This is a genomic window from Hamadaea sp. NPDC050747 (assembly GCF_040654195.1).
GTDB lineage: Bacteria > Actinomycetota > Actinomycetes > Mycobacteriales > Micromonosporaceae > Hamadaea.
In genome coordinates this window covers 227,609-246,639 of sequence record NZ_JBFAHM010000007.1, presented here as the reverse complement: position 1 = coordinate 246,639, position 19,031 = coordinate 227,609, and the positions used below count along the sequence as shown (strand labels likewise).

The following is a 19,031-nucleotide window of genomic DNA, read 5'->3' as shown; positions in this document are numbered from 1 at the left end:
TACGGGTATCGTCCTCGGTCGGGATGACGGCGGGGTGGCGCGGTTTTGTCAGACCCGGCGCATAACGTGTCCGGCGTGACGAAGAGCTCGACGGCGAAGGCCCCCGCGAAGGCGGGCCAACAAGGGGTGGCAGGCATGGCAGTGGCAAGTCCTGACAAGACGAAGGCGCTCGATCTAGCGCTGGCCCAGATCGAGAAAGCCCATGGCAAGGGTTCCGTGATGCGCCTGGGCGAGCGTCCGCAGGTGCAGATGTCGGTCATCCCGACCGGCTCGATCGCCCTCGACGTCGCGCTCGGCGTGGGTGGGCTGCCGCGGGGCCGCATCATCGAGATCTACGGCCCGGAGGCCTCGGGTAAGACGTCGCTGGCCCTGCACGCGATCGCCAACGCGCAGCGCAACGGCGGCATCGCTGCGATCGTCGACGCCGAGCACGCGCTCGACCCGGAATACGCGCGTGCCCTCGGGGTCGACACCGACGCCCTGCTGGTCTCCCAGCCCGACACCGGTGAGCAGGCGCTGGAGATCGCCGACATGCTGGTCCGCTCCGGCGCGCTCGACCTCATCGTGATCGACTCGGTGGCCGCGCTCGTGCCGCGCGCCGAGATCGAGGGCGAGATGGGCGACAGCCACGTCGGTCTGCAGGCCCGCCTGATGAGCCAGGCGTTGCGGAAGATGACCGGTGCGCTCAACAACACCAACACCACCGCGATCTTCATCAACCAGCTGCGCGAGAAGATCGGCGTCATGTTCGGCTCGCCCGAGACCACCACCGGTGGTAAGGCGCTGAAGTTCTACGCGTCGGTCCGTCTCGACGTCCGGCGGATCGAGAGCCTGAAGGACGGTACCGAGGTCGTCGGCAACCGGACCCGGGTCAAGGTCGTCAAGAACAAGGTGTCCAGCCCGTTCCGGCAGGCCGAGTTCGACATCATGTACGGCAAGGGCATCTCCCGCGAGGGCTCGCTGATCGACGTCGGCGTCGAGCAGAGCATCATCCGCAAGGCGGGCGCCTGGTACACCTACGAGGGCGACCAGCTCGGCCAGGGCAAGGAGAAGGCCCGGGAGTTCCTCAAGGAGAACCCCGACGTCGCCGCCGAGATCGAGAAGAAGATTCTCGAGAAGCTCGGTGTCGGGGTGAACGCGGGTAACGACGAGGCCGGCGGCCCGGCGCTCCCGCCCGTCGACTTCTGATCTCTTCGCACCGACCTGGGGCGTGGACGCTGCTTGTCGGCGGCCGCGCCCCTTTCGCTTTCCGGCGCCGCCGCCGGCGCTTGCGGGGCGGGCGCTTCCGGGGCGGGCGCTGCTTGATCATCGCGAAATCCGGGATAACGCGGCCTCCCCGGGGGGTTGAGGGGACGTTGTGCCGGATACGCGGATGATCAAGCAACTCACATGCTGGGCCGACGGAGGGGGAGCCGAATGACGATACGAGGGCGCTCGGGCCGCGGCTGGGACGCCGCCCCGCCGAAGCCGACACGCCGGTCCCGGCGTAAGCCGGTCGAGCCGGAGAACGATCCCGACCTGTGGGGTCCCGATCCGGAGGCCGCCGCGGCCGCGCCGGAGAAGCCGAGGCAGCGCGAGGAGAAGAAGCCGGAGCCGCCCAAGGACGAGCGAGAGCGGGCCCGTGAGATCTGCCTCAATCAGCTCGCCGTACGCCCGAGGACCCGGGCGGAGCTGGGCACGGCGATGACCAAGCGAGGCATCGCGCCCGAGATCGTCGAGGAGGTGCTCGACCGCTACGACGAGGTCGGGATCATCGACGACGCGGCGTTCGCCCGGGCCTGGGTCGACTCCCGTCATCACGGCAAGGGGCTGGCCCGCCGAGCGCTCGGTCAGGAGCTGCGCCGGCGTGGCGTCGACCAGGAGGTCATCAAAGACGCGCTGGCCGACTTGGAGGTGGAGACCGAGGAGGTCACCGCCCGGGAGTTGGTCGAGCGAAAACTGCGCACGATGCGCGGTGAACCCGACGCGATGTTCCGCAAGCTGGTCGCCATGCTCGCCCGGAAGGGCTATCCCCCAGGCATCGCCTTCCGGGCGGTGAAAGACGTCCTCGCCCGGGTAAGTGACGAGGCGGAGGACTACACAGAGGGCCGTAAGGTGTGGGAAATGGGCTGGGAGGCCAAGCAGGAGTGGGCCGAAGGGTTGGCCCTCGAAGCGATGGACGCGGAGGGGGAACGCCCGGATCGTGTCTGATCATGAGTTCTTGACCGAGCGACCCGTACAACCTAGCCTCGTGGTACGAGGGCGACCTCCGACCACCTTGGGTTAACGCACGCAACATAGATCGCGTAACAGTAGAGCAACAGTTTCAGTGTCGATCTGCCTCTCGGCATCGGCTCAGCGCTCGCCTACCTGGGCAAACGTTGATCCGGGCGCGAGTAGCTGTCGTGCACCCTCGCCATGGTCGGGCGTCGACGAAACAACGGCGTGACGGCGAAGGGAGCGACCCATGAGTCCGCTCGAAGGAGTGCTGACGGGCGCGGTCGTTCTACTCGCCCTCGGTGTCGTCGCGCTTCTGCTTCTCGGCGTACGCGTCGTCAGACACCTCGGTGGCGGTAAGCCCAAGAAGGCCGCCTCGGACGATCACTCCCTCTGGCAGCGGCCCATCGCCCAGGACGACGACACCGAGTCCCGCCAGATCCACGCGGCCGCCATCGAGGCGGCCGCCGCCTTGGAGCAGGCCCGGGCGCTGACCGTGATCGCGCAGCGGGAGGCCAGCTCGGCCCGGGGCGACGCGACGACGGCCAAGGCCGACGCGGCGGCGGCGAAGGCGGAGGCGACCGCGGCGCGGGCGGAGGCGCAGCGGATCATCGACGCCGCCCACGCCGAGTCCGAGCAGATCCTGGAGCGGGCCAACAAGCAGGCCGAGATCGACGCCGAGCAGACCCGGCAGCTCGCCCGGCGGAGCGCCGAACGCGAGATCGGGCTGCTCACCGCGACGGCGAAGGAGCAGGCCGAGGACGCCGAGCGCCGGGCTCAGCGGCTGGACGAGCGGGAACGGCGACACGCCGAGGAGGCCGAACGGCTGGCCGAACGCGAGCGGCTCCACGGTGAGGAGGCCGAGCGGCTGGCCGAGCGCGATCGGCGCATCGCCGCCGCCGAACTCGACCTCGTCCGCTGGGAGACCGAGCTGAACAAGCGCTCCGAGGAGCTCGACCGGGCGGAGGAGGCCCGCCGCCGGGAGCTGGAGCGGGTCGCCGGGCTGACCGCCGACGCCGCCAAGGCCGAATTGGTGGAGGCGGTCGAGGGCCAGGCCAAGCGGGAGGCCGCGCTGCTGGTCCGCGACATCGAGAACGACGCCCGCACCACCGCCGAGCACCGGGCGCGCCACATCGTGGTCGACGCCATCCAGCGCGTGGCGAGCGAGCAGACGGCCGAGAGCGTGGTCAGCGTCCTGCACCTGCCCTCGGACGAGATGAAGGGCCGCATCATCGGCCGGGAAGGCCGCAACATCCGGGCGTTCGAGCAGGTCACCGGGGTCAACCTGATCATCGACGACACGCCCGAGGCGGTTCTGTTGTCCTGCTTCGACCCGGTACGCCGGGAGATCGGCCGGGTGACGCTGGAGAAGCTGGTCCTGGACGGCCGGATCCATCCGCACCGGATCGAGGAGGTCTACGAGACCGCACGGGACGAGGTCGAGCGGCTGTGCCACCGGGCGGCCGAGGACGCGCTGGTCGAGGTCGGCATCACCGAGATCCACCCGGAGCTGGTGACGATGCTGGGCCGGTTGCGATACCGGACGTCGTACGGGCAGAACGTGCTGAAGCATCTGGTCGAGACCGCCCACATCGCCGGGATCATGGCCGCCGAGCTGCGCCTCGACCCGGCCCTCATCAAACGGTCGGCCTTCCTGCACGACATCGGCAAGGCGCTCACCCATGAGGTCGAGGGCTCGCACGCCCTGATAGGCGCCGACCTGGCCCGCCGCTGTGGCGAGTCGGAGGACGTCGTGCACGCCATCGAGGCACACCACAACGAGGTCGCGCCGCAGACCATCGAGGCGGTCCTGACGCAGGCCTCCGACGCGTGTTCCGGCGGCCGGCCGGGGGCTCGGCGGGAGAGCCTGGAGGCGTACGTCAAGCGGCTGGAGCGCATCGAGGAGATCGCAGGCTCCAAGACGGGCGTCGACAAGGTGTTCGCGATGCAGGCAGGCCGGGAGATCCGGGTGATGGTACGCCCGGAGGACGTCGACGAGATCGGGGCGGCCGTGCTCGCCCGGGATGTCGCGAAGCAGATCGAGGAGGAGCTGACCTATCCCGGTCAGATCCGGGTCACCGTCGTACGCGAATCGCGTACGACCGAGATCGCCCGCTGAACCGACGAAGGGCTCCCGCCGAAGCAGGAGCCCTCTCGTGCGAAACGGAAGGTCAGGCGTTCGCGCCCGCCCCCGCGGATGCTTCGGCGACGGTGAGCGCGGTGGGCTTGTCGACCGGCTTGTAGCCCCGTCGCGACAGCCGCTTCTGCAAGTACGCCGCGAGCTTCGACAGCGCGTAGTTCACCACGATGTACATGACACCGACGGAGAAGTACATCGGGATGCCGATGGCGAGGTTCTCGCCCCGGAACGCCTCCACCATCTGCTTGGTGACGCCGAGCGCCTCCTCGTAGGAGATGATGACGCCACCGAGCGAGGTGTCCTTGAGGATCACGACGACCTGGCTGATCAGGGCCGGCAGCATGACCCGGAAGGCCTGCGGGAACATCACGATCCAGGAGGACTGCCAGGAGTTGAGGCCGACCGCGCGGGCCGCCTCGTCCTGCCCCTGCGGCAGACCGTCCATTCCGGACCGCAGGATCTCGCCGATGACCACGCTGTTGTAGATCGTCAGGCCGATGACCAGGAACCACATCCGGTCGTCGAAGTCGATGCCCCAGATCGGCAGCACCATGAAGACGAAGAACAACGTCGTCACGACCGGCGTACCCCGGGCGACCTCGACCCAGCCCCGGGTCAGGCCGCGCCCGGCCAGGACGCCGCCCCGCAGGATCGGCGCCAGCGTCAGCCCGGGGAAACGGCGGTTACGCAGTTCGCGCAGCTCTCGGCGTACCAGGGCGATCAACGATCCGAGCACCAGCGACGCGACGATGGACAGCACCGCGGCCTTGAGCGTGTTGAGCCAGCCGTCCCCCCAGCGTTCCCAGACGAGCGAGAAGTACTGGTTGTTCGGGTCGACGATCGGGCCCCACAGCTTGCCCTCGAACTGGCCGGCGTCGGCGAGCGGGCGGTAGATCCAGAAGTAGACCGCGGCCACGATGGCGGGCACCGCGACGACGCTGCCGACGATCGTCAACGCCCGCGTCCGGGGGCCGGGCGAGTCGTAGAGGACGCTGCTCATCGGCGGACCGCCTTCTTCTGCGAACGCTCGACGGCGTCCAGCGCCAGGCCGAGCGGAATCGTCATGGTGAGGTAGCCGACCACGACGCCCAGGAAGACCGGGATGGTGTCGTAGTACTGCTGGGAGACGAGTTCGTCGACGACGCCCATCAGGGTGGCGATGACGCCGAAGGCCGCCGCCAGCGCAGAGTTCTTGATCATCGCGATGATGACGCTGCCGAGCGGGACCACCGCGTACTTCCAGGCCTGTGGCATCACCACGTGGCGCAGGTTCTGCCCGAAGGTCAGCCCGAGCGACCGGGCCGCCTCCGCCTGCCCGGTCGGGACGGCGCCGATGCCGGCGCGCAGCGCCTCGCAGATGAACGCCGCGGTGTAGACCGTCAGCGCGATCGTGGCGAACCGGAAGTAGGGCAGGTCGGTGCCGAGCGGGGCGATCAGCTCCTTCAGCCCGGGCACCTTCAGAAAGCCCGCGTCACTGCCGAGCAGCGGCAAGGCGAACGCGGTGAAGAACATGACGACGGTCAGCGGGATGTTGCGGAAGACCGTCACGTACGCGGTTCCGACACCACGCAACGGGGGCAGCGGCGCGATGCGCAACACCGCGACGAGGCCGCCCAGGATCAGCGCGCCGATCGCGGCGAGCAGCGACATCTCCAGCGTGCCGAGATAGCCGTGCCAGAAGACGCCGAGCTTCTCGGAGAAGACCTCCACGGCGTGCCCCTTCTCTACGAGGTGTGGCCCGGGCTGGCAAGCCCGGGCCACACGGGTTGACTCAGTAGCGCTGGATGGACAGCGAGTCCGGGATCTTGATCAGGTCCTTGATCGACGCGTCCCAGGCGGCCTTGTAGCGGCCGTCCTTGAACGCCGCCTCGAGGACGTCGTTGATCCAGTCGCGGAAGACCTTGTCGTCCTTCTTCACGCCGATGCCGTAGGGCTCGCGGGTGAACGGCTGGCCGAGCACCTTGTACTTGTCCGGCTCCTTGCTGGCGTAGCCGGACAGGATGACGTTGTCCGTGGTCAGGGCGTCGACCTGGCCGTTGGACAGGGCGTCCAGGCACTTGGAGTAGACGTCGAACAGCACCAGCTGGGTGTTCTTGTCCTTCAGGTACTGCTCGATGTTCTTGGCCGGGGTGGAGCCCGTCACGGAGCAGACCTTCTTGTCACCGGCCTGGAAGGACTCCGGGCCCGTGATCGAGGTGTTGTCCTTCTTCACCAGGATGTCCTGACCGGCGATGAAGTACGGGCCGGCGAAGGAGACCTTCTCCTTGCGGGTGTCGTTGATCGTGTACGTCGCCACGACCAGGTCGACCTTGTCCTGCTGGATGTAGTCCTCACGGACCTTGGACGTCGCCTCGACCCACTCGATCTTGTCGGCGTCGATGCCCAGCTCCTTGGCCAGGACCTTGCCGATCTCGACGTCGAAGCCGGCCGGCTTGCCGTCCAGGCCCTTCAGGCCGAACAGCGGCTGGTCGAATTTCGTGCCGATCTTGATCTTGCCGGCCTTGGCCAGCTTCTCCATCGTCGAACCAGCGGCGAACTTGCTCGAAGTGGCGTCGTCATCGCTGCCGCCACAAGCGGCCGCGCCGAACGCGAGCGCGGCGGTCAGCGCCACCGCGGCAATGCGCGTCAAACGCATGGTGTCTCCTCCCTAACACCGCAAACCGGCATCGGGCCGGCAGCGGAGAACTCTGGTCGTCACGCGACCCGCGTACGCCTCAGTGCGTCAGAACCTTGCCCAGGAAGTCCCGGGCGCGCTCCGTCTGCGGATTGGCGAAGAACTCGGTCGGCGGCGCCTGCTCGACGATCTGACCGTCGGCCATGAAGATGACCCGGTCGGCGGCGTGCCGGGCGAAGCCCATCTCGTGGGTGACGACGATCATCGTCATGCCGTCGCGGGCGAGCGAGGTCATGACGTCCAGCACCTCGCCGACCATCTCCGGGTCGAGGGCGCTCGTCGGCTCGTCGAAGAGCATCGCCTTGGGGCGCATCGCGAGCGCGCGGGCGATCGCGGCGCGCTGCTGCTGGCCGCCCGACAGCTGAGCCGGGTGCTTGCCGGCCTGGTTGGCGATGCCGACCCGGTCCAGCAGCTGCATGGCGTGCTCGCGCGCAGTCTCCTTGGACTCCTTGCGCACCTTCACCGGCCCGAGCGTGACGTTGTCGAGGATCGTCTTGTGGGCGAACAGGTTGAAGGACTGGAACACCATGCCGACGTCGCTGCGCAGGCGGGCGAGCGCCTTGCCCTCGGCCGGAATCGGCCGGCCGTCGAAGGTGATCGAACCGGAGTCGATGGTCTCGAGACGGTTGATCGCGCGGCACAACGTCGACTTGCCGGAGCCGGAGGGGCCGATGACGACGACCACCTCACCGCGGTTCACCGAGAGGTTGACGTCCCTCAGGACGTGCAGCTTCCCGAACCACTTGTTGACACCGTCCAACTCGATCAGGGTCTGCGGCGCGGCCGGTGACGCAGTGGTCATGCAGATGTCCTCCGGGGGGTGACCGGCGAGGCGCATCCGTGAGCCGGCGCCGGCATGAGGGTCTTTGATGCGAAGGCAGTCTAGAGCGACCCGAGTGACAGGAAGCAACCCGTTTGGTCACGGGGTCATAACACCCTGGTGAAGTGGGGCTGGCCGTCCGGCCCATCGGCGGCCCGGCCGATCGCGTGACGCAGACAACACCGCTGGACCTCGCCGGACCTCGTGGCCAAGCCGTTACCGTAAACCTGAAGCGATTCACCAAGAACGTTGACTATCACCAAGCGTGCGAGGGACCACCATGTCGGACGTAAAGCTTGAGCACCCGGGCGGGCAGATCCTCCTTCCGGTACACGAGGCAGTCGAGGGGCCGGCGGGCGCGGACGTCAGCAAGTTGCTCAGCCAGACCGGCTATGTGACCTACGACCCAGGCTTCGTCAACACCGCCACCTGCTCCTCCAAGATCACCTACATCGACGGGGACGCGGGCATCCTGCGGTACCGCGGTTACCCGATCGAGCAGCTGGCCGAGAAGTCCTCCTTCCTGGAGGTCTCATACCTGCTGATCTACGGCGAGCTGCCGACCGCGGCCCAGCTCACCGAGTTCACCGACAAGATCCGCCTGCACACGCTGCTCCACGAGGACCTGCGGCGGTTCTTCGACGGCTTCCCCCGCGACGCGCACCCGATGCCGGTGCTCTCCTCCGCGGTCACCGCGCTGTCGACGTTCTACCAGGACAGCCTCGACCCGTTCGACCAGGAGCACGTCGAGATCTCCACGATCCGCCTGCTCGCCAAGGTGCCGACGATCGCGTCCTACGCGTACAAGAAGTCGATCGGGCAGCCGCTGCTGTACCCGGACAACACCCTCGGCTACGTCGAGAACTTCCTGCGCATGACCTTCGGAGTGCCGGCGGCGGCGTACGACGTCGACCCGGTTCTCGCGCGCACCCTCGACATGCTGTTCATCCTCCACGCCGACCACGAGCAGAACTGCTCCACCTCGACGGTGCGCATCGCGGGCTCGGCCCAGGCCAACCTGTTCACCTCGATCTCGGCCGGCGTGAACGCGCTGTCCGGCCCGCTGCACGGCGGCGCCAACGAGGCGGTCCTGGAGATGCTCGGCGACATCCAGGCCGACGGCGGCGACGTCGAGGCGTTCGTCCGCCGGGTCAAGAACAAGGAGGACGGCGTCCGGCTGATGGGCTTCGGCCACCGGGTCTACAAGAACTACGACCCGCGCGCCGCCATCGTGAAGAAGGCCGCCCGGGACGTGCTGGCCCGCCTGCACAAGCCGGACCCGCTGCTGGACATCGCCATGCGGCTGGAGGAGATCGCGCTCGCCGACGACTACTTCGTCTCGCGCAAGCTCTACCCGAACGTCGACTTCTACACGGGCCTGATCTACAAGGCGATGGGCTTCCCGCCCAAGATGTTCACCGTGCTGTTCGCGCTCGGCCGCATGCCCGGCTGGATCGCCCAGTGGCGCGAAATGATCAACGACCCCGAGACGAAAATCGGTAGGCCCCGGCAGCTGTACGTGGGCTACCCGAGCCGCGACTACGTCCCGGCGGAAGAGCGCTAAAGCGCATTATTTCGGACGTCCGCGGTGGTCCGGGCCGTCCCTCCCGCCGGGGAGGGCTTGCCCGAGCCGCCAGGAGTGCGGAGACGCCGTCATGTCCGCGCGTCCCGACCCCCCGGTACGCTGGGGGGTCGGGTTACGAAGGGGTCCGCCGGTGTCCAGGAGCTACAAGGTCGTCACGTACGGCTGCCAGATGAACATGCACGACTCGGAGCGCATCTCCGGGTTGCTGGACGCGGCCGGCTATGTGCGGTCTGAGGGCGACGACGCGGATGTCGTGGTGTTCAACACCTGTGCCGTACGCGAGAACGCCGACAACCGGCTCTACGGGAACCTGGGGCATCTGCGGCCGCAGAAGGTGAAGAACCCGGGCATGCAGATCGCCGTCGGCGGTTGCCTGGCCCAGAAGGACCAGGGCGAGATCGTCAAGAAGGCGCCCTGGGTCGACGTCGTCTTCGGTACGCACAACATCGGCTCGCTGCCGGTGCTGCTGGAACGCGCCCGGCACAACGAGGAGGCCGAGGTCGAGATCCTCGAGTCCCTCGAAGTCTTCCCGTCGACGCTGCCGACCCGGCGCGAGTCCACCTACGCGGGCTGGGTCTCGATCTCGGTGGGCTGCAACAACACCTGCACCTTCTGCATCGTGCCGAGCCTGCGGGGCAAGGAGAAGGACCGCCGCCCCGGCGACGTGCTCGCCGAGGTGCAGGCGCTCGTCGACGAGGGCGTCCTCGAGGTGACCCTGCTCGGCCAGAACGTCAACACGTACGGCGTGGAGTTCGGGGACCGGCTCGCGTTCGGCAAGCTGCTGCGGGCGACGGGCGGGATCGAGGGGCTGGAGCGCGTACGGTTCACCAGCCCGCATCCGGCCGCGTTCACCGACGACGTGATCGCCGCCATGGCGGAGACCCCGAACGTCTGCCACCAGCTGCACATGCCGCTGCAGTCCGGGTCGGACCGCGTCCTGAAGGCGATGAAGCGCAGCTACCGGTCGGAGCGCTACCTCGGCATCCTCGACAAGGTACGCGAGGCGATGCCGGACGCCGCGATCACGACGGACATCATCGTGGGCTTCCCCGGCGAGACCGAGGAGGACTTCCAGGCCACCCTGGACGTCGTGCGGCAGGCCCGGTTCTCCTCCGCGTTCACCTTCCAGTACTCGATCCGCCCGGGTACGCCGGCCGCGACGATGCCGGACCAGCTGCCGAAGCAGGTCGTGCAGGAGCGCTACGAGCGCCTGATCGCAGTGGTCGAAGAGGTCACCTGGGAGGAGAACAAGCTGCTCATCGGCAGCCGTCCCGAGGTGCTCGTGGCCGTGGGGGAGGGCCGCAAGGACGCCGCCACCGGCCGCATGTCCGGCCGGGCGCGGGACGGCCGCCTCGTCCACTTTGCGGTCACGCCTTCGGAGGCGGCGACGATCCGCCCCGGTGACGTGATCACCACCGAGATCACGTACGCCGCCCCGCACCACCTCAACGCGGACGGCGCAGTGCTCAGCCACCGGCGTACGCGGGCCGGTGACGCCTTCGAAGCCGGCCGAGTGGCGCGTACGCCCGGGGTGATGCTGGGCCTGCCGACGATCGGCGCGCCCCAGCAGGCCGCTCCGGCCGCCGACGCCTGCGCCTGCTGACCCCCCGTCCCGCGCGCTGCCCCGCCCGCCGACCGCGCCAGATCAGGGTTCACGGTCGAATCTTGGACCAAGATTCGACCCGGAACCCTGATCCAGCGCAAAGGAAGCGCCGAGAAGCGGCGAACGCGAAACGGCCGCCCCCCGCGAGGGAGGGCGGCCGTTTCGCGTCGTGGGTCAGGCCTGCTCGGCGAGGGCGAGGAACGCCTTCTTGGAGTCGAGGGCGGCCTGGGCCTCCTTGATCCGCTTGGCGTCTCCGGCGGCCTGCGCCTTGGCCAGCTTCTGCTCGGCCTCGGCGACCTGCTTGCGCATCTGGTCGAGCATCGGGTTGGCCGACGGCTCCACCCGGCGCCACGCGGAGTCCATGGCCGACCGCACCTTGTCCTCGACTGCCCGCAGACGGCGCTCCAGCCCGGCGGCGGCCTCCCGGCTGACGCGGCCGGAGTCGTGCCACTGGCCCTGGATCTCCCGCAGGGCGGCCTGCGCGGCCTTCGGGTCGGCGTCGACGTCCAGCGCCTCGGCCTGCGACAGCAGCTCCTGCCGCCGGCCCAGCGCCACCTTCTGCTCGGCGTCACGAGCGGAGAAGACCTCACTGCGGCGGGTGAAGAAGGCGTCCTGCGCGGCGCGGAACCTCTCCCACAGCTTCTGCTCGGCCTCCTTGGCGGCGCGGGGAGCGGCCTTCCACTCGTTCATGAGCTCCTTGAGCCGGGCCGCGGTCGCGTTCCACTCGGTGGAGTCCGACAGCTTCTCGGCCTCGGCGACCAGCTCCTCCTTGCCGCCCTGCGCCTGCTTGCGCTGGGCGTCGAGGCTGGCGAAGTGGGCGCCCCGGCGGCGGGTGAAGCCGTCGCGGGCGGCCGCGAACCGCTTCCACAGCTCACCGTCGGTCTTCTTGTCGATCCCGCGGATCGTCTTCCACTCTTCGAGGATCTCCTTGAGCCGGTCGCCGGCGGCCTTCCAGCCGGTCGCCTCGGCGGCCAGCTTCTCGGCCTCCTCGACCAGGGCGGTCTTGCGCGCCACCGCCTCGACGCGGGCGGCGTCACGGGCGGCCTTGGCCGCGCCGGCCTTCTCCTCGGCCGCGGTGGCCAGGCGCTCCAGACGGGCGGTGAGCGTGTCGATGTCGCCGACGACATGCGCCTCGGGCATCCCGGCCAGCAACTTGCGCACCGCCGTCAGGGTGTGCCCGGGATCGGCCGAGCCGTTGCCCAGCCGGGTCTCCAGCAGCTCCACCTCGGTGAGCAGGTCGGCGTAGCGCCGCGCGAAGTGGGCCAGGCCTTCCTCCGGCGTGCCCGCCTGCCAGGATCCGACGACTCGTTCCCCCTCGCCGGTCCGCACATAGACCGTGCCGTCCTCATCGATCCGGCCGAAGGTCGTCCAGTCGCTCATTGTGCCCATCCTCAGTCTTCCCGGCCGGTCCGGTCCTCCGGAGCCGCCCGCCAGCGCACGTTAGAAGTTGCTCCCGCATTGTCACAGGTCTTACCCGGTGTGCGTCCACCGCCTGCGGCCGACCGTGACCATACGGTGTCCTTGATGATTCTGACAGCCTCTCACCCGCAAGTCGCGGGGCACGAAAAGGTTACGGTTGTCCGATGCGGGTGATCGCCATCGTGGGTCCGACAGCGGCCGGAAAGTCGGCTTTGTCGATCGCGCTCGCCCATCTCCTGGACGCCGAGGTGATCAACTGCGACTCGATGCAGTTCTACCGTGGCATGGACATCGGCACCGCGAAACTGTCTCCCGCCGAACGGGACGGCGTACCGCATCATCTGCTGGACATCTGGCCGGTGACCGAGACGGCCAGCGTGGCGGTCTTCCAGGAGCTCGCCCGCGACGCGATCGAACAGGTCGCGGCACGTGGGCGTACCCCCATGCTCGTCGGCGGCACGGGCCTGTATCTGCGCGCGGTGCTGGAGGAGTTCGAGTTTCCGGGCACGGACCCGGACCTGCGCGCGCGGCTGGAGGCCGAACTCGCGGCGACCGGACCGCTGCCGCTGCACCGGCGGCTGGCCGACCGCGACCCCGCGGCCGCCGCGAAGATCCTGCCGAGCAACGGCCGGCGCATCGTCCGCGCGCTGGAGGTGATCGAGATCACCGGGCGTCCGTACACCGCCGCGCTGCCCGCGCCGACCCCGAGGTACGCGAGCGTCCAGCTCGCGGTGGATCGCGCCGATCTGGACGAACGAGTCGACCAGCGAGTACGCGCGATGTGGCAGGCCGGGCTCGTCGACGAGGTGCGGGGGCTGATCCCCCAGGGTCTGCGCGACGGCAAGACCGCCTCGCGGGCGCTGGGCTATCAGCAGGTGCTCGCCTACCTCGACGGCCGCTGCACCGAGGAGGAGGCGTTCCAGGCGACCGTCACCGGTACGCGTCGCTTCGTCCGGCGGCAGCGGTCGTGGTTCCGGCGGGACCCCGCGATCACCTGGCTCGACGGCGCGCGGGAGGATCTGGTGGAGCAGGCGCTTTCCGTCGTCGACAAGGAGGACGCGCAGTGAGGCTGGCTTTCTCCAAGGGCCACGGGACGGGCAACGACTTCGTCATCCTCGACGCCGACGTCCAGCTCACCCCGGACCTCGTGGCCGCCTTGTGCGACCGGCACTTCGGGATCGGGGCGGACGGCGTACTGCGGGTTCTGCCGTCCACCGCACCGGACGCCGCCTGGTTCATGGACTACTGGAACTCCGACGGCTCGCTCTCCGAGATGTGCGGCAACGGCGTACGCGTCTTCGCCCAGCACCTCGTGGAGAGCGGCCGCGTGGCCGAGGACGGCCCGATCCCGATCGCGACCCGGGCGGGGCTGCGGACGGCCTTCCCGGCGTCGGCGCCCGGCCATCCGGGGTTCCGGGTCGACATGGGCGCACCGGAGCTGCTGGGCACGTCATGGGCGCGGATCGGCGACCAGAAGTTCGACGGGATCGGCGTCTCCATGGGTAATCCGCACCTGGTCTGCGCGGTGCCCGCCGTCGAACCGTTGTCCCTGTGGGAATCGCCCGTCTTCGACACGGAGTTCTACCCCGAGGGCGTCAACGTCGAGTTCTACACCGAGATCGAGCCCGATCACCTGCGGATGCGCGTCTACGAGCGGGGCAGCGGCGAGACGCTCTCGTGCGGCACCGGGACCTGTGCGGTCGCGGTCGCGTACCTGCGCTCGTCGGGGCGCTCGACCGGGACCGTGACCGTGGACGTGCCGGGTGGGCGGCTCGTCGTCACCCTCGACGAGCAGACCTGCTGGCTCGCCGGACCCGCCGTGATCGTCGCGCACGGCTTCGTGGACACCGACGCCCTCCGCTACCCCGCCTGATCATCGCGTCACCCATGGTGCTTCGGGCGGCGAATTGTCCGGTGAAACAGCATGGGTGACGCGATGATCACGCAGGCATGGGTTAGGCGATGGGCTCCGGGGGAGCCGAAGCCGCCCGGCATACGGCCGTCACCGCGGCGGCCACGGCCGGGGCGACCTTCGGGTCGAAGACGCTCGGCACGATGTAGCTGGCGTTGACCTTCTCCTCACCGACGACGTCGGCGATCGCCTGGGCCGCGGCCAGCGCCATGTCCTCGGTGTACTCGGAGGCCTGCGCGTCGAGCATGCCCCGGAAGATGCCGGGGAAGGCGAGCACGTTGTTGATCTGGTTCGGCTGGTCCGACCGGCCGGTGGCGACGACGGCGGCGTACTTGCGGGCCTCCCGGGGGTCGACCTCCGGGTCGGGGTTGGCCAGGGCGAACACGATCGCCTTGTCGGCCATCTGCGCGATGTCCTCGCCGGTGAGCAGGTTCGGCGCGCTGACGCCGATGAAGACGTCGGCCCCCTTGATCGCGCCCGGCAGGTCGCCGGCGTAGTTGGCCTTGTTGGTGTGTTCGACGAGCCACTGGTGGGTCGGGTTCAGGCCGCTCATGCCACGGTGCAGGGCACCCGCCCGGTCGTACGCGATGACGTCGCCGACGCCCTGCTTCAGCAGCAGCTTCATGATGGCCGTCCCGGCCGCGCCCGCGCCGGAGACGACGACGCGGACGTCCTCGATCTGCTTGCCGACCACGCGCAGGGCGTTGGTCAGCGCCGCCAGTACGCAGATCGCCGTGCCGTGCTGATCGTCGTGGAAGACGGGGATGTCGAGGAGGTCGCGCAGCCGGGCTTCGATCTCGAAGCAGCGCGGGGCGGCGATGTCCTCCAGGTTGATCCCGCCGTACGCCGGGGCGATGGCCCGCACGATGCGGACGATCTCGTCGGTGTCCTGAGTGTCGAGGACGATGGGCCAGGCGTCCACATTGGCGAACCGCTTGAACAGGGCCGCCTTTCCTTCCATGACGGGCAGCGACGCGGCCGGTCCGATGTTGCCGAGCCCGAGGACGGCCGAGCCGTCGCTGACCACGGCGACGGTGTTGCGCTTGATGGTGAGGCGCCGGGCGTCGGCCGGGTTCTCCGCGATCGCCATGCAGACGCGCGCCACCCCCGGCGTGTACGCCCGCGACAGCTCGTCCCGGTTGCGCAGGGTGACCTTGGGGCTGACCTCGATCTTGCCGCCGAGGTGGAGCAGGAAGGTCCGGTCGGAGACTTTGCGTACCTCGACGCCGTCGAGCGCGCCGAGGGCGTCGACCACCTGATCGGCGTGGGCGGTGTCAGCGGTGTCACAGGTCAGGTCGGCCACGACGCGTACGTGGTCGGAGTCCACGACGTCCAGCGCGGTCACGATGGCCCCGGCTTCGCCGACGGCAGTGGTGAGACGGCCGATTGCCGACGAGTCCGCGGTCACCGCCACCCGGATGGTGATCGAGAATCCGGCACTCGGCAGGCGCATTGTCGACACTTTCGTCCCTTTCATCACACTCCGTCGTGGCCCAGCCATTCTCTCACCGCCCCGCGTACGCCGGGTAACCGCGCCCGGGCCCCGTAGCGCCCGACACAGGGACAAATGGGGGTGCGCGGGAAGGCCCCGGCGTGCCACGCTTGAGAGCGAGGAGGACAAGTTTTGACGAATTATGATGCTGAACCGCTTGTCGAGACCGGTGACGCTGAGACGCTGGGCGATCTTGAACTCGCGGAGAGGCACGCGCTGCGACGCGTCGCAGGTCTGTCCACCGAGCTCACCGATATCACCGAAGTTGAATACCGTCAGCTGCGACTCGAACGAGTCGTCCTGGTCGGGGTCTGGACCGCCGGCACCGTGATCGACGCCGAGAACTCCCTGACCGAGCTGGCCGCCCTCGCCGAGACCGCGGGTTCGCAGGTCCTCGAGGGGCTGATCCAGCGGCGTAGCCAGCCCGATCCGGCCACCTTCATCGGCCGGGGCAAGGTCGACGAGGTCCGCACCGTGGTCGAGTCGTCCGGCGCCGACACCGTCATCTGCGACGGCGAGCTGTCGCCCAGCCAGTTGCGTGCGCTGGAGCAGCAGATCAAGGTCAAGGTCATCGACCGGACCGCGCTCATCCTGGACATCTTCGCCCAGCACGCGAAGAGCAAGGAGGGCAAGGCGCAGGTCGAGTTGGCCCAGCTGCAGTACCTGCTGCCCCGGCTCCGTGGTTGGGGTGAAGCGCTGTCCCGGCAGACCGGTGGATCCGGTCGCGGCGGCGGCGCGGGTGGCGGCGTCGGCCTGCGTGGTCCCGGTGAGACGAAGCTGGAGACCGACCGTCGGCGGATCAACCACCGCATCGCCAAGCTGCGGCGTGAACTGGCGTCGATGCGTACCATCCGGGACACCAAGCGGGCAACCCGGCGGCGGAACGCGGTGCCGGCGGTGGCCATCGCCGGATACACCAACGCGGGCAAGTCCAGCCTGCTCAACCGGATCACCGGGGCGGGCGTGCTGGTCGAGGACGCGCTGTTCGCGACCCTGGACACGACCACCCGGCGGGCGACCGCCTCGGACGGCCGGATCTACACCCTGTCGGACACGGTGGGCTTCGTCCGCCATCTGCCCCACCACCTCGTCGAGGCGTTCCGCTCGACCCTGGAGGAGGTGGCCGACGCCGACCTGGTGGTCCACGTCGTCGATGGAGCGCACCCCGACCCCGACGAGCAGGTCCGCGCGGTGCGCGAGGTGCTCGCCGAGGTCGGCGCGGACAAGCTGCCGGAGTTGCTGGTCGTGAACAAGGTCGACGCGGCCGACGAGGAGACGCTGCTGCGGCTGAAGCGCGAATGGCCCGGCGCCCTGTTCGTCTCCGCCCAGACGGGCGCGGGGATCGCGGAGCTCAAGGCCGCGATCGAGGCGCGGCTGCCGCGTCCCGCGGTCGAGGTCGCGGTTCTGCTGCCCTACGACCGGGGCGATCTGGTCACTCGGCTCCATCTGCGCGGAGAGGTCCAGGAAACGGACCATCAGGAAGAAGGCACATTCCTGCGGGTACGCGTGGACGCGGAGTTGGCCGCTGAGGTGGCCCCCTACCTGGTGACGGATAGTAAGAGCACAACCGCTGTCCGGTAACGACAGCACCGGATTCCCCACCGCCTCGGCCGAGCATGCGAGACTTGCCGGATGCGGCGTGTGACGTTCTCGGTCATGGCGGTGGGGGCCGCGCTCTTGCTCGGGTCCCCAGCCTGGGCAGTGGACCCTTCCCCCTCGACATCGGCGGCCACCCCGGCGGCCCAGGGCAAGAAGGTCTGCAAGCTCAGCGACCTCAAGGTCGGTGAGCTGTCCGGCATTGTCGCCACCAGCTCCGGCTATCTGGCCGTCAACACCACCGAGAACGTCGAGAACGCCGTCGAGAGCCACCAGAAGATCTGGCAGCTGACGGCGGCCTGCAAGGTGACCGGCAAGGGGATCTCCTTCGGCGGCGGCGGGTCCAACTCGCCGAACGACATCGTCCGGGCCAAAGACGGCACGATGTGGATCGCCGACACCGGCAATGCGAAAGAACGCCAGAGCGTGGCGCTGTGGAAGCTGCCCGCCGCCCTGACGACGCCGCAGCTGTTCCGCCTGACCTTCCCCGAGGGCGACAAGCACGAGGTCCAGGCGCTCCTCATCAACGGAGACGGCACGCCCATCCTCGTGACGCACGAGAACGACAAGACCGCGTTCCTCTACACGCCGGTCGGTCCGTTGGCCGCGGGGCAGACCACGGCGCTGAAGCAGGCCGGCAAGATCGACATCCTGACGACGGTCACGGAGAACATCCTGGGCGGCGCCGGCCGCAAGGGATTCACCGGCGGAGCCGTGGCCCCGGACGGGACCCGGGTCGCACTGCGTACGCAGGCCGACGCCTACGAGTGGGACGTCACCGGTGGCGACGTGCTCGCCGCCCTGAAGACGGAACCCCGGGTCACCGGGCTGCCCGCCCCGGCCGAGCAGTACAGCGGCGCGATCACGTACTCCAACGACGGCACACAGTTCGTCACGGCGCCTCGCCTCGACAAGGCGGGCGACAAAGAGACCGCGGCGCTGCTCGCGTACACCCCGACGACGAAGCGTTACGTCGCGCCGCCGACGGTCAAAGCGTCCCAGGGCGACTCCGCGATCATGAAATGGTTCAAGGACCTCACCCTGGACCAGGTCTACATGCTCCTCGCCGGCGTCGGCTTCGCCGGCCTGATCCTCGTCGGCCTCGGCGTCTTCGGGATGATCAACGGCAAGAAGAAGCGGCAGAAAGCGGCCGCCGCGGCGAAGAAGAAGGCGAAACGGGAACGGGAAGCGCTCGACGAATTCGGCGACGCCGACTTCCCGCTACCGACCGACAACGCGCCGACCACCGTGCTCGCGCCGGTCCCCGGATACGACGACCGCAGGCAAGGCGGCTATCCGGACCAAGGAGGGGTGTACGGGGCGCCGCCGCCGAGGCCGCAGCCAGGGTACGGCCAGCCGCAGCCGCCTTACGGACAACCCCAGCCGGGACCGCGGTCTTCGGATCCTTGGGACCCGAATCGGTACTGAAGAATCCCCGCGTTTCAGCCGTCCCGGCTGGTCGGGGCTTCAAAGATCATGTTTGGCGCGCGGATTTGTCGGCTAGCCACGGAAGTCGAAGATCATTTGCCGCTGGTGTGCGCTGGGACGCTTCTCGGCAAGTGCAAGTGCCAGCCATGTGTGTTTTGGGCCGTTG

15 protein-coding genes are annotated in these 19,031 nt (G+C 68.9%); 9 read left to right on the top strand and 6 right to left on the bottom strand.

The features are described 5' to 3' along the window. The first annotated feature begins 135 nt into the window (after nt 1-135). From recA to rny, 3 genes are all read left to right on the top strand, one after another. On the top strand, nt 136-1,188 hold the full coding sequence (recA, locus tag AB0H43_RS18510; protein ID WP_360000585.1) for a recombinase RecA: 1,053 nt from the start codon (nt 136-138) through the stop codon (nt 1,186-1,188). Nucleotides 1,189-1,416: 228 nt separating this feature from the next. Next, nucleotides 1,417-2,190: a regulatory protein RecX gene (locus tag AB0H43_RS18505; RefSeq protein WP_360000584.1), complete on the top strand. Its 774-nt coding sequence runs from the start codon at nt 1,417-1,419 to the stop codon at nt 2,188-2,190. A 256-nt stretch (nt 2,191-2,446) separates the two neighbouring features. Further along, the gene (rny, locus tag AB0H43_RS18500; protein ID WP_360000583.1) at nt 2,447-4,315 is read left to right on the top strand and encodes a ribonuclease Y; all 1,869 of its coding nucleotides are present in this window, start codon (nt 2,447-2,449) and stop codon (nt 4,313-4,315) included. Between the two features lie 52 nt (nt 4,316-4,367). Here rny and AB0H43_RS18495 read toward each other — a convergent pair whose 3' ends face one another. The 4 genes from AB0H43_RS18495 to AB0H43_RS18480 all read right to left on the bottom strand — a co-directional run bounded on the left by AB0H43_RS18495 (nt 4,368) and on the right by AB0H43_RS18480 (nt 7,812). Beyond that, the gene (locus AB0H43_RS18495) at nt 4,368-5,336 is read right to left on the bottom strand and encodes an amino acid ABC transporter permease (RefSeq protein ID WP_360000581.1); all 969 of its coding nucleotides are present in this window, start codon (nt 5,334-5,336) and stop codon (nt 4,368-4,370) included. Then, the gene (locus tag AB0H43_RS18490; protein ID WP_360000579.1) at nt 5,333-6,046 is read right to left on the bottom strand and encodes an amino acid ABC transporter permease; all 714 of its coding nucleotides are present in this window, start codon (nt 6,044-6,046) and stop codon (nt 5,333-5,335) included. The genes AB0H43_RS18495 and AB0H43_RS18490 overlap by 4 nt, the downstream gene beginning before the upstream one ends. A 61-nt stretch (nt 6,047-6,107) precedes the next feature. Further along, nucleotides 6,108-6,971: a glutamate ABC transporter substrate-binding protein gene (locus tag AB0H43_RS18485; protein ID WP_360000578.1), complete on the bottom strand. Its 864-nt coding sequence runs from the start codon at nt 6,969-6,971 to the stop codon at nt 6,108-6,110. Between the two features lie 79 nt (nt 6,972-7,050). Then, on the bottom strand, nt 7,051-7,812 hold the full coding sequence (locus AB0H43_RS18480; RefSeq protein ID WP_360000577.1) for an amino acid ABC transporter ATP-binding protein: 762 nt from the start codon (nt 7,810-7,812) through the stop codon (nt 7,051-7,053). A gap of 298 nt (nt 7,813-8,110) precedes the next feature. On the opposite strand from AB0H43_RS18480, the gene AB0H43_RS18475 reads away from it, so the two are divergent. After that, nucleotides 8,111-9,394, top strand: coding sequence for a citrate synthase (locus tag AB0H43_RS18475; RefSeq protein ID WP_360000576.1), 1,284 nt, complete (start codon nt 8,111-8,113; stop codon nt 9,392-9,394). Nucleotides 9,395-9,545: 151 nt separating this feature from the next. Continuing rightward, nucleotides 9,546-11,018, top strand: a complete 1,473-nt coding sequence (gene miaB / locus AB0H43_RS18470; protein WP_360000575.1) for a tRNA (N6-isopentenyl adenosine(37)-C2)-methylthiotransferase MiaB — start codon at nt 9,546-9,548, stop codon at nt 11,016-11,018. A 174-nt stretch (nt 11,019-11,192) separates the two neighbouring features. On the opposite strand, the gene AB0H43_RS18465 is transcribed toward miaB, so the two are convergent. Next, nucleotides 11,193-12,398, bottom strand: coding sequence for a DUF349 domain-containing protein (locus AB0H43_RS18465; RefSeq protein ID WP_360000574.1), 1,206 nt, complete (start codon nt 12,396-12,398; stop codon nt 11,193-11,195). Between the two features lie 203 nt (nt 12,399-12,601). On the opposite strand from AB0H43_RS18465, the gene miaA reads away from it, so the two are divergent. Next, on the top strand, nt 12,602-13,504 hold the full coding sequence (gene miaA, locus AB0H43_RS18460) for a tRNA (adenosine(37)-N6)-dimethylallyltransferase MiaA (protein ID WP_360000573.1): 903 nt from the start codon (nt 12,602-12,604) through the stop codon (nt 13,502-13,504). A gap of 2 nt (nt 13,505-13,506) precedes the next feature. Next, nucleotides 13,507-14,310, top strand: a complete 804-nt coding sequence (gene dapF / locus AB0H43_RS18455) for a diaminopimelate epimerase (protein ID WP_360000881.1) — start codon at nt 13,507-13,509, stop codon at nt 14,308-14,310. 82 nt (nt 14,311-14,392) lie between these two features. Here the strand turns inward: dapF and AB0H43_RS18450 are convergent, their stop codons facing one another. Next, on the bottom strand, nt 14,393-15,850 hold the full coding sequence (locus tag AB0H43_RS18450; RefSeq protein ID WP_360000572.1) for an NAD-dependent malic enzyme: 1,458 nt from the start codon (nt 15,848-15,850) through the stop codon (nt 14,393-14,395). Between the two features lie 123 nt (nt 15,851-15,973). Between AB0H43_RS18450 and hflX the strand changes: the two genes are divergently transcribed. Then, nucleotides 15,974-17,422: a GTPase HflX gene (gene hflX / locus AB0H43_RS18445; RefSeq protein WP_360000571.1), complete on the top strand. Its 1,449-nt coding sequence runs from the start codon at nt 15,974-15,976 to the stop codon at nt 17,420-17,422. A gap of 51 nt (nt 17,423-17,473) precedes the next feature. Next, nucleotides 17,474-18,865, top strand: coding sequence for a hypothetical protein (locus tag AB0H43_RS18440; RefSeq protein ID WP_360000570.1), 1,392 nt, complete (start codon nt 17,474-17,476; stop codon nt 18,863-18,865). Nucleotides 18,866-19,031: the final 166 nt, after the last annotated feature.

Bases quoted from the DNA above. Each gene is read 5' to 3' on its own strand.
- recA (WP_360000585.1), top strand. From the start codon at position 136: ATGGCAGTGGCAAGTCCTGACAAGACGAAGGCGCTCGATCTAGCGCTG.
- AB0H43_RS18505 (WP_360000584.1), top strand. From the start codon at position 1,417: ATGACGATACGAGGGCGCTCGGGCCGCGGCTGGGACGCCGCCCCGCCG.
- rny (WP_360000583.1), top strand. From the start codon at position 2,447: ATGAGTCCGCTCGAAGGAGTGCTGACGGGCGCGGTCGTTCTACTCGCC.
- AB0H43_RS18495 (WP_360000581.1), bottom strand. From the start codon at position 5,336: ATGAGCAGCGTCCTCTACGACTCGCCCGGCCCCCGGACGCGGGCGTTG.
- AB0H43_RS18485 (WP_360000578.1), bottom strand. From the start codon at position 6,971: ATGCGTTTGACGCGCATTGCCGCGGTGGCGCTGACCGCCGCGCTCGCG.
- AB0H43_RS18480 (WP_360000577.1), bottom strand. From the start codon at position 7,812: ATGACCACTGCGTCACCGGCCGCGCCGCAGACCCTGATCGAGTTGGAC.
- AB0H43_RS18475 (WP_360000576.1), top strand. From the start codon at position 8,111: ATGTCGGACGTAAAGCTTGAGCACCCGGGCGGGCAGATCCTCCTTCCG.
- AB0H43_RS18465 (WP_360000574.1), bottom strand. From the start codon at position 12,398: ATGAGCGACTGGACGACCTTCGGCCGGATCGATGAGGACGGCACGGTC.
- miaA (WP_360000573.1), top strand. From the start codon at position 12,602: ATGCGGGTGATCGCCATCGTGGGTCCGACAGCGGCCGGAAAGTCGGCT.
- AB0H43_RS18450 (WP_360000572.1), bottom strand. From the start codon at position 15,850: ATGGCTGGGCCACGACGGAGTGTGATGAAAGGGACGAAAGTGTCGACA.
- AB0H43_RS18440 (WP_360000570.1), top strand. From the start codon at position 17,474: ATGCGGCGTGTGACGTTCTCGGTCATGGCGGTGGGGGCCGCGCTCTTG.